Below are 14257 nucleotides of genomic sequence, written 5' to 3'. Positions count from 1 at the left end.
TCCGCGTCTATCGGCTTACATCTGCGGTTAAAAATTAAAACATCTGATTTCCGCCTACTTTAACTAACCGTCTTCCAAATATCCTTAATTTTCGCCTGTTGTTCCCATTCTAGCTCATAAAAAACTAGCATCATTTCCTCATGAGTGTAATCAATAATTATTGCCGCCAATTGAGCGGCAGTTTGCGCTTTTAGCATGGCTAGTTTCAACGTGGTCATTCCTTCTTTATCCATCTACACTAAAACTTGGATTTTTACCTCACTTTTATTTTAATTTTGCCTGCAACTATCTGTTAATTTTGCCTTAAAATCAGCAATATTAGCAGCATTTACTGTGTCAAAATTGTGCGAATTTATTTTAACTTGGCTGCAAAGCTGAGAGAGCAATTTTTCATCAATCTCCAGAATCTTGCCTTCGGAAGTGACTTTTTTTTGCAACAAAGTTGCGATTTCCCTTTCCAGTTGCCGATTTCCTTGCTGAAAGAAATCTTGAGAGTTAGAACGAAACAAACCGCTATTGACTTGCTGAATTTGGCTGGCTGTCAGCGATTGAGCCGAGACAGCAGCCGGAAATGCAAAAGATGCTGCTAGCCACCAGCTAGAAATTATCTGTTTGAGAATGCTGTTCATAACTGTCGGGAGGATTTTTTACCTCAATTGGTTTCTCGTCTTCTGACTCGCTTGCTAATTCATCTTCTTGTTCAAGTTTTTCTTGCCACTCGACAAGCTGCTGAAAAAGTTTCGGGTTAATTTCAAATACGGGTTTGTTGATTTCTGACATATTTACTCCTGAAGGTGATTGAAAGACTTGGATTTAACTGGTTCCCTGGCTCTGCCAGGGAACCGCTGTCGAGAGGCTCTGCCTCGGTTTTTCAGCAGGAACATTGGAGGCTGAGCCTCCGGATCTGCGTTACCAGGCTGAGCCTGGAAACGAGTAGAAAAACAATTATGTTGATCGGAATTTACGCTCAAACCTTCAGCAGCGACATAATTATGCCAGTTAAAGACCCACCAAGCAAAACTAAAGTAGCTAAGGTACTAATGCCAAATCCTGCCGCTCTTTTTTCAGCAGCTTGATAGTAACCCCAAGCAAACAAAATGCGTCCAATTATCCAAACTGCGCCGATACCGGCGCCCCAAATTGGGCTGATAAATTGCGAGAACAGCCACAGCGAGGGCAAAAATAGAATCATTTGCTCTAAGGTATTTTGCTGAACTCGCACCACTCGCTCAAAGTCTGGGTTTCCTGTCATCTGCGGGGGAGAAACTTTGTATTTGAATCTAGCTCTGCCGACGTTGATGGTAACAACGAAGTAGAGAATTAATGCTGAAACAGTAATTAGACTAGGCCAAAGTGTGGCGTTTGCTTCTGCGAGCATGATTCGGTATTATTGGGGTGGACTATATATCTTGATTATAAATCAATAATTGTCGATCGCGTTATTCATCGCCCTCCCGTCATTCCATGCACGGAATGTGATTCAACTGCTGGCTATTAGCGACGCGACAATTGCTTTCGGATTCTGGGACATCCTCGAAAACTTGCTGGCTGGGATTTTGATTCTTTTGACTGCACCTGCACAGGGAGACAAGCCCCCGACTCTTCTCGTGAGTCACCCCAAATTTTAGACCCTAGTTCAAGCTCCTAGATTCATCTGTGGAGTAAATCTAAAATCTAAAATCTAAAATCTAAAAGCGACTGGGTAGCCCCAAATTTTAGACTTTTGTTCAAGCTACCAGATTCATCAGTGGAGTAAATTTAAAATCTAAAATTTGCAATCTAAAATCTAAAATCTCAAATCTCAAATCGACTGACCTTACCTGCATACGGATACAAGCCCCCGATTTAAGGAGATTATTTTGCTCAACAATATTCGAGACAGTCTTAAATGTTTCACCAGGAGCAGGATTCCTAGAGAGCATTTAAAGCAAATACGAGTTGACTTGTTGGAAGAATCAACCCTAGATATTAACTATCTTGTCTTAATTCTCGGCTCTTGTATAATCGCCACCTTTGGACTGCTTTCCAACAGTGCGGCCGTCATCATCGGTGCTATGATCATCGCCCCTCTGATGTTGCCAATCCGAGGGTTAGCGTTTGGAGCCGTAGAAGGTAACGTTCTCCTCTTCCGCAAAAGTTTAATTGCATTATCAGTCGGGACGCTGCTAGCAATTTTTCTAGCTTGTTTTTTGGGAGCTTTGATACAAATTCCCGACTTTGGGAGCGAAGTTCTAGCTCGTTCTAAACCTACATTACTAGACTTAGGAATTGCGATCGCCGCTGGGGGAATCAGCGGCTATGCGAAAGTTCAGCCCAAAGTTTCTGCTACTCTGGCGGGAACTGCGATCGCCGTGGCTCTCATGCCGCCAATTTGTGTTATAGGTTTAGGCTTATCTCAAGCTAATTGGTCGCTCAGTTTGGGAGCAAGCCTCCTGTATCTTACTAATTTGCTGGGGATTACTCTCTCCTGTATGCTAACTTCTTTAATTGCCGGCTACACGCCCCTGCATCGCGCCCGTAAAGCCCTCTTTTGGGCGCTAGCATTGACGGCTATACTTGTGATTCCTCTGGGGGTGAGTTTTTCGGAATTGATCGAGCAAGCGCAACTAGAAGTCAGTCTGAAGCGGGCGCTGCTTAACCGAACTATCACTTTTCAACGGGTGGAACTGATTAAAACTGATACTAACTGGTTGACAAAACCGCCGGAGGTTCGTCTGATTGTTCGCAGCAGCGAAGCTTTGACACCCAAACAAGTGCAGCTTTTAGAAGCATTTGTCGAAAAAGAAATGGGTCAAAAATTTACCCTAATTTTTCAAGTCAGTCAAGTTGAAGAAGTGCGGGGTTCAACGCCGGATAAGTTCCGACCGAAATCGAAACCTTAACTATTTTATCCCTAATGCTATGACCCCAGAAACTCTAATTAACGAAGTGACGATCGAGGGCAATCTGAAGCAATTTCTCTTAGTGCTAGCGGTTTCCTTAACTGTGGCAACGCTGCCCCAAATCTTTGGGTGGCTGAGCAAAATTCCCTACACGCTGCTTTTAGTAATTGTTGGGTTGGGTTTGGCTTTTATAGATGTGCGGCTGGTGACGCTTTCACCGAAACTAATTCTGTTGATTTTTTTGCCGCCTCTGTTGTTTGAAGCTGCTTGGAATCTGGAATGGCCTAAACTCAAGCGGGATTTAGTGCCGATCGCTCTTTATGCGATTTTGGGTGTTGTTATTTCTGTTGCTGGCGTGGCTTTTGCTCTCAACCAAATAGCGGGAGTTTCTTTAGCAATAGCTCTGTTGGTAGGAGCTAGTATCTCTGCTACTGATCCGGTTTCAGTCATTGCATTGTTCCGGGAATTGGGAGTTGAAAAACGCTTAGCGTTACTGGTGGAGGGTGAGAGTTTATTTAATGATGGCATTGCTATTGTTGCCTTTAGTTTTTTGGTGGGATTCTCTCTAGGGACTGATGACGTTGGCATTCCAATTCTGATTGCGCGTTTCTTAGCTTTCGTGGGAATTGGGGTTGTTGTCGGCAGTTTAATCGGTTTTGGAGTTTCTTATCTGACTCAACCATTTGATTTACCTTTGGTGGAGCAATCGTTAACCTTAGTTTCAGCCTACGGCACTTATATAATTGTTGAGGAATTGGGTGGTTCTGGGGTGATTGGTGTAGTGGTGATGGGCTTGATATTTGGAAATTTCGGCTCTCGTATCGGTATGCAACCCAGTACCAGACTTGCGGTAACACAATTTTGGAATTTTTTGGCGTTTTTTGTAAATTCGATCATGTTCCTGCTGATTGGCGATCAGATTAGGTTTGCTGATTTGGGAACGAATTTAGGAGTGATTGGCATAACTGTAGTGGCGATGTTTGTGACGCGAGCGATCGCTATTTTTGGTCTAGGATGGTTGAGCAATTGGTTAGGAAAATCTAAAATTTCATTGCCAGATCAAACTGTGATTTGGTGGGGAGGGTTACGGGGCTCTGTATCGATTGCTTTAGCTTTGAGCGTACCCCATGTTCTGCCCGATCGACCAAAAATTATTGCGATCGTGTTTGGTGTAGTTTTATTTACGCTGCTAGTACAAGGTTTAACCACCAAGGCGCTGCTGGAAAAACTGGGGTTGTTGGGCAACCAGGAGTTGCGCCAGGAGTATCTGCAGGCGATCGCCCAACGTGTTGCTCTCAACCGGGTTCTCAAGTATCTATCTGATGTATCGGGCGATCGTAAAATCGAGCCTGAGTTTTCTAATCATCTCGTGAGTCAGCTTCAAGAAAAATTAAACTTGCTGCAAGCAGAAATCAATCAAATGTACGATCAATCTTCTGAACTGCAGCAGATGACTATCGACAAACTCGAAGGGGATTTGGAGGCTATAGAGGCTGATACTTATGCTGAATTTGTGCGAGCTGGTCAATTGAATGAGCTGCCTGTTTCTGTGTTGCAGCAATGTTTTAAAGAGCGGCATGAGACAATTGTTTCTTAAAGCGAATTCGTTGGCAGGATTAACAGAAATAAGTTCTACTACAACGAGTACGGGTTTTGGGCTTTCGACTGAAACCATTGTGGGCAATCAAAAACAGTCCGAATTGTTGAGGGGCGGACATGGTATAATTCCTGATATTGTAGGGTTAATCAGCCTACGATAATTTGAATATGAGCTAGATCATAGAAAGATTCTGCAGAATTTGGCATACTGAGAGTAAGGTTAAATAGGAGGTCAATTTAATGACCAATACTGCTCTCAATTTTAAGACTGCACCCGGACATGAAGTTCTGGCCGCGGCGGGTAAGAAAATGTTGAGGCCGGGGGGGAAACTTGCTACGGAACAGTTATTTGAATGGGCGGATTTTCAGCCTGGGGAGACTGTTTTGGAGTTGGCTGCTAGTTTTGGATATAGTTCGATCGCCCTGGCTGAACGTTTTGGCGTAAAAGTAGTGGGAGTTGAGAAAAATCCCGACAGTGTGGCCCGCGCTCGTGCTAATGTTGCAGCAGCGGGTTTGAGCGATCGAGTGGAAATTGTGGAAGGAGATATTTTTCACTTGGATCGGATTTCCCAACAGTTTGATTGGGTGTTAGCTGAAGCTATCCTGACAATGCAGTCGCCGTCGGGGAAAGCTAAAATTGTATCGGGAATTTGCGATCGTTTAAAACCAGGCGGCAAGTTTCTCTCTCACGAACTTTTAGCTAGAAACCGAGAATCAGAAATTCAAAAAGCTTTATCAGAAGTGACTCGGGCTAATTCAACGCCTTTGTCTGAGTCTGGCTGGATTGCTGTTTACCAAAACGCAGGTTTGCAAGTAGAAAAGTGTCAAAGCGGGGTGATGGGGCTCCTCAACTTGTCGCGAATGCTGCAAGATGAAGGGCTTTTGGGTACTGTGCGGATTGTGTGGAATATTTTAAGTCGATCGCAAATTCGCGATCGTATCTTAGCAATGCGTCGAGTTTTCCAGCATTACCAACAGGATCTAGGCTACATCGTTATCTCGGCCAAAAAACAATCTTAACCGACTCAATCGATTTTCGATTTTCGATTGAAGAAAGTGAAGCCACTGATAAATTCGAGACTTGTGACCAAATTAATTAATTGTCAAAAACTATGACTACTACTCTTTTACCGCTACAATCTTCAGCAATCCAACTCCGAGACGCAATTGAATATCCCGCCGCCGGAGTCCTGAACAAAATTTTAGTCAAAGACAAGAATTGTCAGTACAGTTTATTTTGTCTGGCTGCCGGAACGGAAATTTCGGAACACTCTTCGGCACGGAATGCCACAGTTAATGTCATAGAAGGAAAGGGTATTTTGACTTTGGAAGGCAAGGATATTGTTTTGGAACCGGGGGTATTTGTCTTCATGCCCGGTCAAGCTCTTCACGCTTTGAAAGCCGAAGAAAATTTGGCGTTTATTTTGACACTTTCCGAGTCTCATTAATCCCATAAATATTGCTTGGGGGGCGGGTTTAATCAACCATACTTGCCTAAAATCAATAATCTCATAAAGCCGCCCCAATTAATTGATTATGGGGGCGGTTTTATATAGTGAGTTGCAGTCAAATATTGGTTGTGAAATCATGTCCCGTAGCATCATCAGTTGGGGCGGGGCGGGTTTACGAGATTGTTAGTTTGAGACGTAAATTGTTGGTAAAACCCGCCCCTACAAAAATTGGGATTTTAACATTTAGTCTATGTCATCTCCAGAGGCGATATGCTCCAATTTTTCCCAATCCAATACAATAATTTTACCGCCTCGACTGTAGGAAACAAACGGCTTGAGTTTCTTAAATAACCGCACGCATTCTTCGTAGGTAATTCCAATACTGCGAGCAATTTGATAGTAGGGAAAACGTTTTTCTAAACATACACTATTATCCGCCATTTTCCTACCTTGCTCGACGCCAAAGTAATGAATAAATCGGGCCAGCCGCACGATCGCCCTTTCCGACACCAAACCGTGCACTGTCTCGTGCAGTTGCTGCAACCGCTGATTAAACACCGCCAATATTCGCAAGGCAATCTCAGGATTTTCCCGAATTGCTGCTAGCAAAACTTCCCGTTCTGTGGTAAGAACTTCCACATCAGTTTCTGCCGTCACCGTTGCGGGGGCAATGCCGTTGCCTAGCAAAGCAGGTGCGGCAAAAATATCTCCCTGAAACAAAGTGCGGAGAATTGTTTCTTTGCCCGCCGCCGCTGTTTTTGCAACCCGCAGAGAACCGCTCAAAAGAGTGTATAATTTTTCGGGGATGCGATCGCCCTCATACATCACAACTTCTCCCTGTCGGTAACTGCAAATTACTGTGTGTTCTTGCAATCGCTCTAATTCAGTTTGGTTTAAGCTGGCAAATATTCCTATTTTAGCCAGTTGCTCAACAGTTGATTTCATAGATTTAACTCTACCCGATCCGAGTCCATTGAGAGTATAGTAACGGTGAATTCAGAATATATCGAGACAAGCAGAGCCATCTACGAAAATGCCCAACCAGAATATCGGCGATATTATTTTGATGAGATAGCTGGCGGATTTGTACTCGTCCACCAAGACCATAATCTTAATAATTCCGAAAGTTTTGTCGCTGAAGTTTTGGCTAAAATGGGAAAGAGAGTTAGACTTTTGAGCGAGCAAGCACCGTCTGGAACTAAAACTCCAGATGCTGAGATTGACGGTCAAATTTGCGAATTTAAGGAATTAACAAAAGAGTCGAGTAATTTAAAAAATAGAGTACAAGAAGGGTTTGGAAAAGCCAAAAATCAAAGTGCAAATGCAGTCATTTTTCACGTAAATATAGAAATTTACGACATTCGAGAGATAGACGAAGGCATCAGGCAAGCCATATATTGGGATGTTAAGCATCTCATGCAAACTATCATTTTGGTTTTCAACAACCAATCTGTTCTAAAAATTACTAGAGAGGAATGGGAAAATGGGCAGCGTTTTTCAAGAATTTGAAGAAATTGTAAATAACGGTATAAAAAATAATATGCCGCGGGATGCAAGATTGATTATTGTTGGAGAGATCCTCTACGCAGTAACTCGGGACGAACTAACCAATAAAGAAGGTTGGCTGCTAGAAAATATGCTTGGAGGCAGAGAAGAATGGGAAAAGGGGCTAGAATATGCTATTTTTGGAGACCCAAAACACGGACACATAGCGCCACCCCTAACTATCTCTGATCAACCTCTGGTTATTGCAGGCAAAACTTTTCATTCTCGTTTGATGACGGGGACGGGAAAATATCGCAGCATCGCAGAAATGCAGCAAAGTGTCAACGCTAGCAGGTGCGAAATTGTTACCGTGGCTGTGCGGCGAGTGCAAACAAATGCTCCGGGGCATGAAGGATTGGCAGAGGCTCTTGATTGGACTAAAATCTGGATGCTGCCAAATACTGCCGGTTGTCAAACTGCGGATGAGGCGATTAGAGTAGCTCGTTTGGGCCGGGAAATGGCGAAACTTTTAGGGCAAGAAGACAATAATTTTGTCAAATTAGAAGTTATTCCTGATGCTAAATATTTGCTGCCAGATCCGATCGGCACTTTGGAAGCTGCAGAACAATTAGTTAAAGAAGGTTTTGCCGTTTTGCCTTACATCAATGCCGATCCCTTGCTGGCAAAACGCCTCGAAGAAGTCGGTTGTGCGACAGTCATGCCTTTAGGTTCGCCCATCGGTTCAGGGCAAGGGATCAACAATGCGGCCAACATTCAAATAATTATTGACACGGTAAATATTCCTGTGGTTGTCGATGCGGGGATCGGAACGCCCAGCGAAGCGGCGCGAGCAATGGAAATGGGAGCCGATGCACTGTTGATTAATTCCGCGATCGCCAATGCCCAAAATTCCCCGGCAATGGCAAAAGCAATGGGAATGGCAGCAGAAGCGGGGCGGATGGCGTACTTAGCAGGCAGAATGCCGATCAAAGATTACGCGATCGCCTCTTCCCCCCAAACAGGCACTGTCACCTCAAAATAAATTCCTGAATTTTCCTGGGCGCTTTTTTGGTAGAGTTGTAAACATCAAAAATATTAAGGATTGTGACTGATGCCTTACATCAAAGATGACGATGGACGCCTGAACAACTTTGCTAAAGAGCCGAAGGTGTATGAAGCCGTACCTCCCAACAAAAATCAGCAACGCAACTACATCATCCTGGGTATTGCAGCAGCCATGTTAGTCGCCGGTTTGGTGTACGTGGCTGCCTCCGTCTGAAAACTGGCCTGAGACTCAAAGCTGCTTCAAATCGCAATTTTAAATAATCCTTCGAGAAACCATGTTTTCCTTTCCCAAGGAAACATGGTTTTTGTGTTTCAATACAAAGCAGGTAGTTGCGACAATCCTGAAGCGTGCCAAGCGAGCTGGAAAGCTAAATAAGACCAGCATAAATTTGGTGTTTTCCTCTTGGCTGTCGGGTTCAGGGACTTGGGTTGCAAATACTAACACGGGTTCGTCACCCACATAAAATTGCAAATTGAAAATCTACAATCCTTTAGTCATCACCGGTGCGATTGACTGCCTTCGGGGCTTAGTTGTGAGTTATGAGCGATCGAGATTTCAACTCTCAACTCTACAATCTAAAATCTACAATCCCAAATCTAAAACCTAAAACCTAAAATCTAAAATCTAAAATCGGCTGCTCCTGATGTCTATTCCTTCCCAAAAAGTTTCTAGCTCAAACAAGCTGATCTATCAACGCTTGAAACAGGCGATCGACCTCAATTTACGCCGTCAAATTTTTATTGCCGCCTGCGACGACTTGTGCTTGCGAGACTGTCTGGCAGCCCGCTTGCAGACAGAATTAGCCGCAGAGAGCGCAGGCTCAGATCCTCGCTCCCCGATCGACTACCCCCGATTTGTCAGTTTGGAACTCGACTTGAGCGATCCAAATCCTTGGGGTTCGATCGCCGCGTGGCTGACCCAACACCCACCGCCGCAAAACAGGGGCAGCTACAGCCCTGTGCCGGGATTTCAAATTCTTGGGGCCGAACACCTGACCAGGCAGTCAGCAGCCGTGCAGTGGTCGTTCCTGAGCTATTTGAGAGACATCGAAGCAAACCTGCAAATGTGCGAGTCTACTCTGTTGCTGTGGGTGTCGCGGCCCTGGCTAAGTTCGATCGAACAATCGGCCCCGGAATTTTGGCACTGGCGAACCGGAGTATTTGAGTTTGAAGGCGAACCAACTCCAGCTAAGGGAGACTTCGGGCACTTTGAGGACTTGGAGAACTCAGGAGACTTGCGAAACCTGCGGGACAGCGGAGATTTTGGTAACAAACTTTTAATATCTTCTTTGTCTGGACAATCCCCAATTCCCGACGAACAATTCCCAATTGCCTATCCCCCGTCCCCAGCGCCAGATTCTAAATCCGTCCAACTGACAGATGAGGAACCATCGCCAATTTCCCATCCCCCGTCCCCAGCGCCAGATTCTAAATCCATCCAACTGGCAGATTTGGTGCTAGCAGCGGCTTCTGAGGATTTGGAAGGCGAAAATAATCCCTCATCAGAGGAGAATTTTCTGCCGCTGCAAACCCTGCAATACATCGAACTGCTGCAAGAACATCAGTGTTGTTCCGAAGCATTGGCTTTGGCTTATCACGGTTTGGGAAATTACTACCGCGATCGCATTCTGGGCGGAGACGTTTCAGAGCAAAACCTGACAATCGCCATTCGCGCGATCGAACAAGTGATTGCGTATCTCGAAGTTGACAGCAACTCGCAGCAAAATCAACCACTAACTGAGGAATGCGCGCGACTGATTGCCCAATTGACAGAAAATTTAACTCTGTACGCCCAGGAGTCCAACAGCCTACCGCCAATTTCCGATCTGCTCAACGATCTCGGCACTCTCTACTGGATGCTGTCACGCGATCGCACTAATGCCCTCAACGCCTCAGATCCAGTATCCAGCCTTGAACGCAGCATCGCCCTCTACCTTGAAGGTTTGAACCGAACAGATGCTGAAACCGTACCCCAAACCCGCGTTAGATTAAACAAAAATTTGGGAATCGCCTCGGCAGATTTAGCTCGCTATCGAGACAAGACAGAGAACTTGCAGCACGCAGTTGCAGCTTACCAACAAGCGCTGCTGGATCTAGACCCCGCCGTGGAGCCTCAGCAGTACGCTGCTGCTCAGAATAATTTGGCGACAGCATACTGGAATTTAGCTCAAGATGGTGAGCCGATCGTATATCTCAAAAGTGCGATCGCAGCTTACACCCAAGCCCTCTCCTGTTACAGTCCCGAACGAGAACCCCTCAACTATGCCGGAGTACAAAACAACCTCGGTACCGCCTGCTGGAACCTCGCCCAGCACGAACCCTCAGAACCCCTGCTAGTCACGGCGATTTCCGCCTACCGCGAAGCATTGAAATACCGCACCCGCGAATTAGTACCCGCAGCAGCCGCGGCCACCTACAATAATCTCGGTACCGCTTATTGGCATTTGGCGAACCAGTTTCAGCAGCAGAAACAGGGGCGGACGGAATCATTGCAGCAGGCGATTACCGCCTACGAAGCCGCCCTGGATATCGCCGGAGAGATCGATCGAACCAAACTCACTTTTGACGCCTTGGCCGCCCGTAACAATCTCGGACTAGCCCACTATCAACTAGCCACCGACCCAGATTTCGCCGCTAACAAAGTCGCACAGACAAGCCATCTAGAAGCAGCACTGCACCACCAGTTGCAAGTGTGTGCCGAATGGGGACAAAATCTCAATGACAAAGGGTTAACATATGGGGATAAACTCAACTTGCAAGCCGCGGCAAACTCCCAAGCTGCTGATTCCCGGCAAACAGCATTGAGCTATATTGTCAAAACGATTAGAGCTTTCTATAGTGAATGTGGGCTGCCAGGCCAAAATTTAGCCTTATCCAAAGTTCCTGGAGATTTATTGCCTGAAATTTTGCGTAGGTTATAAATAGGGCTATAACTATTAAAAGCTCAATTTTTTCGAGATTTGTATCCAGTTTTCTATTATTATGGCTGAATATTCTTGCCTAATTCTTCAAGCAAACTTGTGGTCATGGCCCCTGTAAAAATCCTTGTGGTTGATGACGACCCGGCAATCCGAAATTTGATTCACCGTTTTTTGAGCCAGCAAGGTTATCAAGTAGAGTCTGGCGAGGACGGTCAGACTGGTCTGGAATTATTTGAGCAACTCAATCCTGACTTAGTAGTTCTAGATGTAAATTTACCTGATACAACTGGCTACAAACTGTGTCAAGAAATGCAAAGACGCACGGGTGTGTTTGTGTTGATGCTGACTGCCCGAACCGATGAAGCTGACAAAATGAAAGGGTTTGCCGAAGGTGCTGACGACTACATTACTAAACCTTTTAGTCTTGTAGAGATTGGAGCTCGCGTTGCAGCAATTTTGAAGCGCAAACGCATTGTTACTCCCGCCGAACAACAAACTCTTACTTTTGGAGAGCTACTAATAGATCCGGTTCGCCGCGAGGTAATTCTCGGCAGCCAGATAGTTGCTTTGACTGCTTTAGAATTCGACCTGCTGTACTGTTTGGCTAGCAAACCCGGTCGCGTGTGGAGGCGATCGGAATTGCTGCATGAAGTGTGGGACTACGAGTATGTAGGAGCCGATCGCGTGGTGGATGTCCATATCGGTCAAATTCGCCGCAAAATTGAACTAGATCCCAATCAAATGCCGATGATTCAAACCGTCCGGGGGGTGGGTTACAAGTTTGAGCCAACAACCTAGTAGCATCCGCCATTCCGCTCTAGGGGCGGGTTCACCAATATCTCGGATTAACATACTCGATATTTGTAAACCCGCCCTCCCCACACAAGAATTCAGATTGATCGAGTATCTGATTGTTTGTTCTGCAAATACTCGCCCACTTCTCGTGCACGATCAAAACCCCTTCGCACGCAATCTCCCAAAGCCACTCCGCCAACGTAGTTGCTGCACAAATACACCCCCGGCAAAGATTTTAAGCCTTCATCGATTTGTTGCAGGCGATCGAAATGACCCAAATTGTACTGAGGAATCGCCCGCTTCCACACATTCACCGCTAAAACTTTTGGCTGTGGCACATCTGGTTTCAGCAAAATCCGAGACAAATCTCGGTGCACCTCCCGAACGATTTGTTCTGAGTCAAGATTGCCAATTTCCGAGTCTGTTGCGCCGCCGATGAAACTGGTGAGAGTGTGCCAGCCCGCAGGCGTGCGATCGGCAAATAAACTTGATGTCCAAATCGTCCCCAGAGTGCGAATTCCCTGCCCCCTCGGAATTAAATTTCCAAAACCTACTAATTTACCCTTGAGATCAGAATGCGGATAGGCTAAGACAACGCAGGCAACCGTAGGATAAGTAAAAGCTTGTAAAGCACTGCTAACTTCCGGTTGCAGAGGCTGCAACAAATCGGCTGTAACGTAAGCGGGCGTTGTCAAAACCACGGTGCGCGCCTCAACTTCCTGCTGTCCTTCGGGCGTGGAGAATACAGCAATGTAAGTTTCGCGTTGTGTACGCTGGAGGCGAGTCAGGTGCCAGTTGAGTTTCACTCGATCGCCCAATTTAGCAGCGATCGCCTCTGGCAAAGCCTTCAACCCCTGTTTGAACGAACCCAACTCCCCCGGCCTAGTCTTAGGCACATTCGGGTCTGCAGGCACTTGCTTCGGTCTTTTCCTAGCAGAAAGCAGCGCCCCCGCCATCAGCCCGCCACCCAGATCAGCCATCTTTGCTACCCGGCCAAAAGCCGCCGCCGCGCTAAGTTGTTGCGGATCGCCCGCATAAACCCCAGAAACAAAAGGTTCCACCAACCGCTGCATCACTTCCGTCCCCAGATGACGGCGGAAAAATTGAGAAACAGTTTCCTCGTTACCCTGCTGCGAAAGTCCAGCGCCCATTGCCGGCGCGACAAACCCCAAAGCCCCGAACAACGCCCGCAGTTTTCCCGGAAAACTCAGTAACTGAGACTGAATCATCGCCGGTGGAGTCATCGGCACCGGTTGCAGCTTTTTTTGCCAATACACAAAACGAGGCAATTTGCGATCGGCAAAAATCAACTCTTGCTTCAATCCCACATCCACAGCCAACTTCATCAATTCCGGCGTCGGCGAAAAACTGTTCGGGCCCTCCTCCCAGAGAAACCCTTCGGCTGTCACAGTGGTGATGTTCCCGCCCACACGTCCCTGACTCTCAGCGACTAAAATCTTTAGCGAGGATGGATTCGTTGCTTCCTTGTGAAGTGCGTGCGCCAAACTCAAACCGCTAATACCCGCACCCACAATCAAGGTATCTAATAGTTCCATATTACATAGAAAAATATCGCAATCTTTATGTTACATGGCTTTGCACGGCTTGCGTTCTTTGCTGGGCGTACTGCCAAACCGCTTTCAGATTACCGAATTGGGAATTGCGAATCGGGGATTGGGAATCGGGAATTGGGAATTGGGAATCGGTAAGCTTTCCGGCATTTCTTAAGCATTTTTCTCGCAGGTTGTGGATGAGAACCTCTGCCCACCTCCCCGTCTCCCCGCCTCTCCATCTCGCTTTTGTCTCCGCTGGGTCTGGTTTAAAAAAAGAGCATCTGCTCTAATTAAGGTATATTCCCAAAAATACTATTTCTTTAAAATTTTTGTATTATAGGGAACAGCGCCAAAAATTGCACCGGGAAACGCAGCCGTAAACTGTGCAAAAAAATTGGAGTGGGTTAAACTAACTTTAGGAAAATTTTAGAGCTTAACTTGCAAGTCCGCACACCCCTTTGAACAGATGGGGTTTCATGCCCTAATCAAAAGACATAGTTGACCAG

At 46.0% G+C, this 14257-nt stretch carries 17 protein-coding genes; 11 read left to right on the top strand and 6 right to left on the bottom strand.

Annotated elements, in window-relative coordinates:
* Window positions 1–59: 59 nt before the first annotated feature.
* The 4 genes from QUA90_RS09730 to QUA90_RS09715 form a co-directional block, all read right to left on the bottom strand.
* Window positions 60–218, bottom strand: a complete 159-nt coding sequence (locus QUA90_RS09730) for a hypothetical protein (RefSeq protein ID WP_333085191.1) — start codon at window positions 216–218, stop codon at window positions 60–62.
* 51 nt (window positions 219–269) lie between these two features.
* Window positions 270–629, bottom strand: a complete 360-nt coding sequence (locus tag QUA90_RS09725; RefSeq protein WP_333445196.1) for a hypothetical protein — start codon at window positions 627–629, stop codon at window positions 270–272.
* On the bottom strand, window positions 598–780 hold the full coding sequence (locus tag QUA90_RS09720; protein ID WP_333085193.1) for a hypothetical protein: 183 nt from the start codon (window positions 778–780) through the stop codon (window positions 598–600). Before QUA90_RS09720 ends, QUA90_RS09725 begins: the two co-directional genes overlap by 32 nt.
* A gap of 187 nt (window positions 781–967) precedes the next feature.
* Complete coding sequence (locus QUA90_RS09715) at window positions 968–1378, bottom strand: MAPEG family protein (RefSeq protein WP_333085194.1); 411 nt, start codon at window positions 1376–1378, stop codon at window positions 968–970.
* Between the two features lie 49 nt (window positions 1379–1427).
* On the opposite strand from QUA90_RS09715, the gene QUA90_RS09710 reads away from it, so the two are divergent.
* From QUA90_RS09710 to QUA90_RS09690, 5 genes are all read left to right on the top strand, one after another.
* A complete protein-coding gene (locus QUA90_RS09710) occupies window positions 1428–1628 on the top strand; it encodes a hypothetical protein (RefSeq protein WP_333445194.1) in 201 nt (66 codons plus the stop codon).
* A gap of 318 nt (window positions 1629–1946) precedes the next feature.
* Window positions 1947–2882: a DUF389 domain-containing protein gene (locus tag QUA90_RS09705; protein WP_333445192.1), complete on the top strand. Its 936-nt coding sequence runs from the start codon at window positions 1947–1949 to the stop codon at window positions 2880–2882.
* Window positions 2883–2901: 19 nt separating this feature from the next.
* A complete protein-coding gene (locus tag QUA90_RS09700; protein ID WP_333445190.1) occupies window positions 2902–4479 on the top strand; it encodes a sodium:proton antiporter in 1578 nt (525 codons plus the stop codon).
* A 242-nt stretch (window positions 4480–4721) separates the two neighbouring features.
* On the top strand, window positions 4722–5501 hold the full coding sequence (locus QUA90_RS09695) for a class I SAM-dependent methyltransferase (protein WP_333445188.1): 780 nt from the start codon (window positions 4722–4724) through the stop codon (window positions 5499–5501).
* A gap of 92 nt (window positions 5502–5593) precedes the next feature.
* Window positions 5594–5929, top strand: coding sequence for a cupin domain-containing protein (locus tag QUA90_RS09690; protein ID WP_333445186.1), 336 nt, complete (start codon window positions 5594–5596; stop codon window positions 5927–5929).
* A gap of 246 nt (window positions 5930–6175) precedes the next feature.
* On the opposite strand, the gene QUA90_RS09685 is transcribed toward QUA90_RS09690, so the two are convergent.
* The gene (locus tag QUA90_RS09685) at window positions 6176–6877 is read right to left on the bottom strand and encodes a Crp/Fnr family transcriptional regulator (RefSeq protein WP_333445184.1); all 702 of its coding nucleotides are present in this window, start codon (window positions 6875–6877) and stop codon (window positions 6176–6178) included.
* 45 nt (window positions 6878–6922) lie between these two features.
* Here QUA90_RS09685 and QUA90_RS09680 point away from each other — a divergent pair, with 45 nt between their 5' ends.
* The 5 genes from QUA90_RS09680 (at window position 6923) to QUA90_RS09660 (ending at window position 12201) form a co-directional block, all read left to right on the top strand.
* Window positions 6923–7441, top strand: coding sequence for a CdiA C-terminal domain-containing protein (locus QUA90_RS09680; protein WP_333445182.1), 519 nt, complete (start codon window positions 6923–6925; stop codon window positions 7439–7441).
* Window positions 7416–8459 carry a thiazole synthase gene (locus tag QUA90_RS09675; protein ID WP_333445180.1) on the top strand — a complete coding sequence of 348 codons (1044 nt, stop codon included), beginning with the start codon at window positions 7416–7418 and terminating at the stop codon, window positions 8457–8459. Before QUA90_RS09680 ends, QUA90_RS09675 begins: the two co-directional genes overlap by 26 nt.
* Window positions 8460–8528: 69 nt before the next feature.
* Window positions 8529–8696: a photosystem II assembly protein Psb34 gene (gene psb34, locus QUA90_RS09670; RefSeq protein ID WP_333103838.1), complete on the top strand. Its 168-nt coding sequence runs from the start codon at window positions 8529–8531 to the stop codon at window positions 8694–8696.
* A 430-nt stretch (window positions 8697–9126) separates the two neighbouring features.
* Window positions 9127–11403, top strand: coding sequence for a hypothetical protein (locus QUA90_RS09665; RefSeq protein ID WP_333445177.1), 2277 nt, complete (start codon window positions 9127–9129; stop codon window positions 11401–11403).
* A 105-nt stretch (window positions 11404–11508) separates the two neighbouring features.
* Entirely contained in the window at window positions 11509–12201 is a 693-nt protein-coding gene (locus QUA90_RS09660) for a response regulator transcription factor (RefSeq protein WP_333059446.1), read from the top strand.
* A 92-nt stretch (window positions 12202–12293) separates the two neighbouring features.
* Here the strand turns inward: QUA90_RS09660 and hemG are convergent, their stop codons facing one another.
* Window positions 12294–13754 (bottom strand): protoporphyrinogen oxidase, encoded by a 1461-nt coding sequence (hemG, locus tag QUA90_RS09655; protein WP_333445175.1) that lies wholly within the window; start codon window positions 13752–13754, stop codon window positions 12294–12296.
* 34 nt (window positions 13755–13788) lie between these two features.
* Here hemG and QUA90_RS09650 point away from each other — a divergent pair, with 34 nt between their 5' ends.
* A complete protein-coding gene (locus QUA90_RS09650; RefSeq protein ID WP_333323564.1) occupies window positions 13789–13926 on the top strand; it encodes a hypothetical protein in 138 nt (45 codons plus the stop codon).
* Window positions 13927–14257 lie beyond the last annotated feature (331 nt).

Source organism: Microcoleus sp. D3_18_C4, assembly GCF_036702355.1.
GTDB lineage: Bacteria > Cyanobacteriota > Cyanobacteriia > Cyanobacteriales > Microcoleaceae > Microcoleus.
This window is presented reverse-complemented; position numbering and strand designations above follow the sequence as displayed.

Excerpts from the sequence above, each read along its gene's own strand:
- QUA90_RS09730 (WP_333085191.1), bottom strand. The coding sequence starts at position 218 with ATGACCACGTTGAAACTAGCCATGCTAAAAGCGCAAACTGCCGCTCAA.
- QUA90_RS09725 (WP_333445196.1), bottom strand. The coding sequence starts at position 629 with ATGAACAGCATTCTCAAACAGATAATTTCTAGCTGGTGGCTAGCAGCA.
- QUA90_RS09720 (WP_333085193.1), bottom strand. The coding sequence starts at position 780 with ATGTCAGAAATCAACAAACCCGTATTTGAAATTAACCCGAAACTTTTT.
- QUA90_RS09715 (WP_333085194.1), bottom strand. The coding sequence starts at position 1,378 with ATGCTCGCAGAAGCAAACGCCACACTTTGGCCTAGTCTAATTACTGTT.
- QUA90_RS09700 (WP_333445190.1), top strand. The coding sequence starts at position 2,902 with ATGACCCCAGAAACTCTAATTAACGAAGTGACGATCGAGGGCAATCTG.
- QUA90_RS09695 (WP_333445188.1), top strand. The coding sequence starts at position 4,722 with ATGACCAATACTGCTCTCAATTTTAAGACTGCACCCGGACATGAAGTT.
- QUA90_RS09690 (WP_333445186.1), top strand. The coding sequence starts at position 5,594 with ATGACTACTACTCTTTTACCGCTACAATCTTCAGCAATCCAACTCCGA.
- QUA90_RS09685 (WP_333445184.1), bottom strand. The coding sequence starts at position 6,877 with ATGAAATCAACTGTTGAGCAACTGGCTAAAATAGGAATATTTGCCAGC.
- QUA90_RS09675 (WP_333445180.1), top strand. The coding sequence starts at position 7,416 with ATGGGCAGCGTTTTTCAAGAATTTGAAGAAATTGTAAATAACGGTATA.
- psb34 (WP_333103838.1), top strand. The coding sequence starts at position 8,529 with ATGCCTTACATCAAAGATGACGATGGACGCCTGAACAACTTTGCTAAA.
- QUA90_RS09665 (WP_333445177.1), top strand. The coding sequence starts at position 9,127 with ATGTCTATTCCTTCCCAAAAAGTTTCTAGCTCAAACAAGCTGATCTAT.
- QUA90_RS09660 (WP_333059446.1), top strand. The coding sequence starts at position 11,509 with ATGGCCCCTGTAAAAATCCTTGTGGTTGATGACGACCCGGCAATCCGA.
- hemG (WP_333445175.1), bottom strand. The coding sequence starts at position 13,754 with ATGGAACTATTAGATACCTTGATTGTGGGTGCGGGTATTAGCGGTTTG.
- QUA90_RS09650 (WP_333323564.1), top strand. The coding sequence starts at position 13,789 with ATGGCTTTGCACGGCTTGCGTTCTTTGCTGGGCGTACTGCCAAACCGC.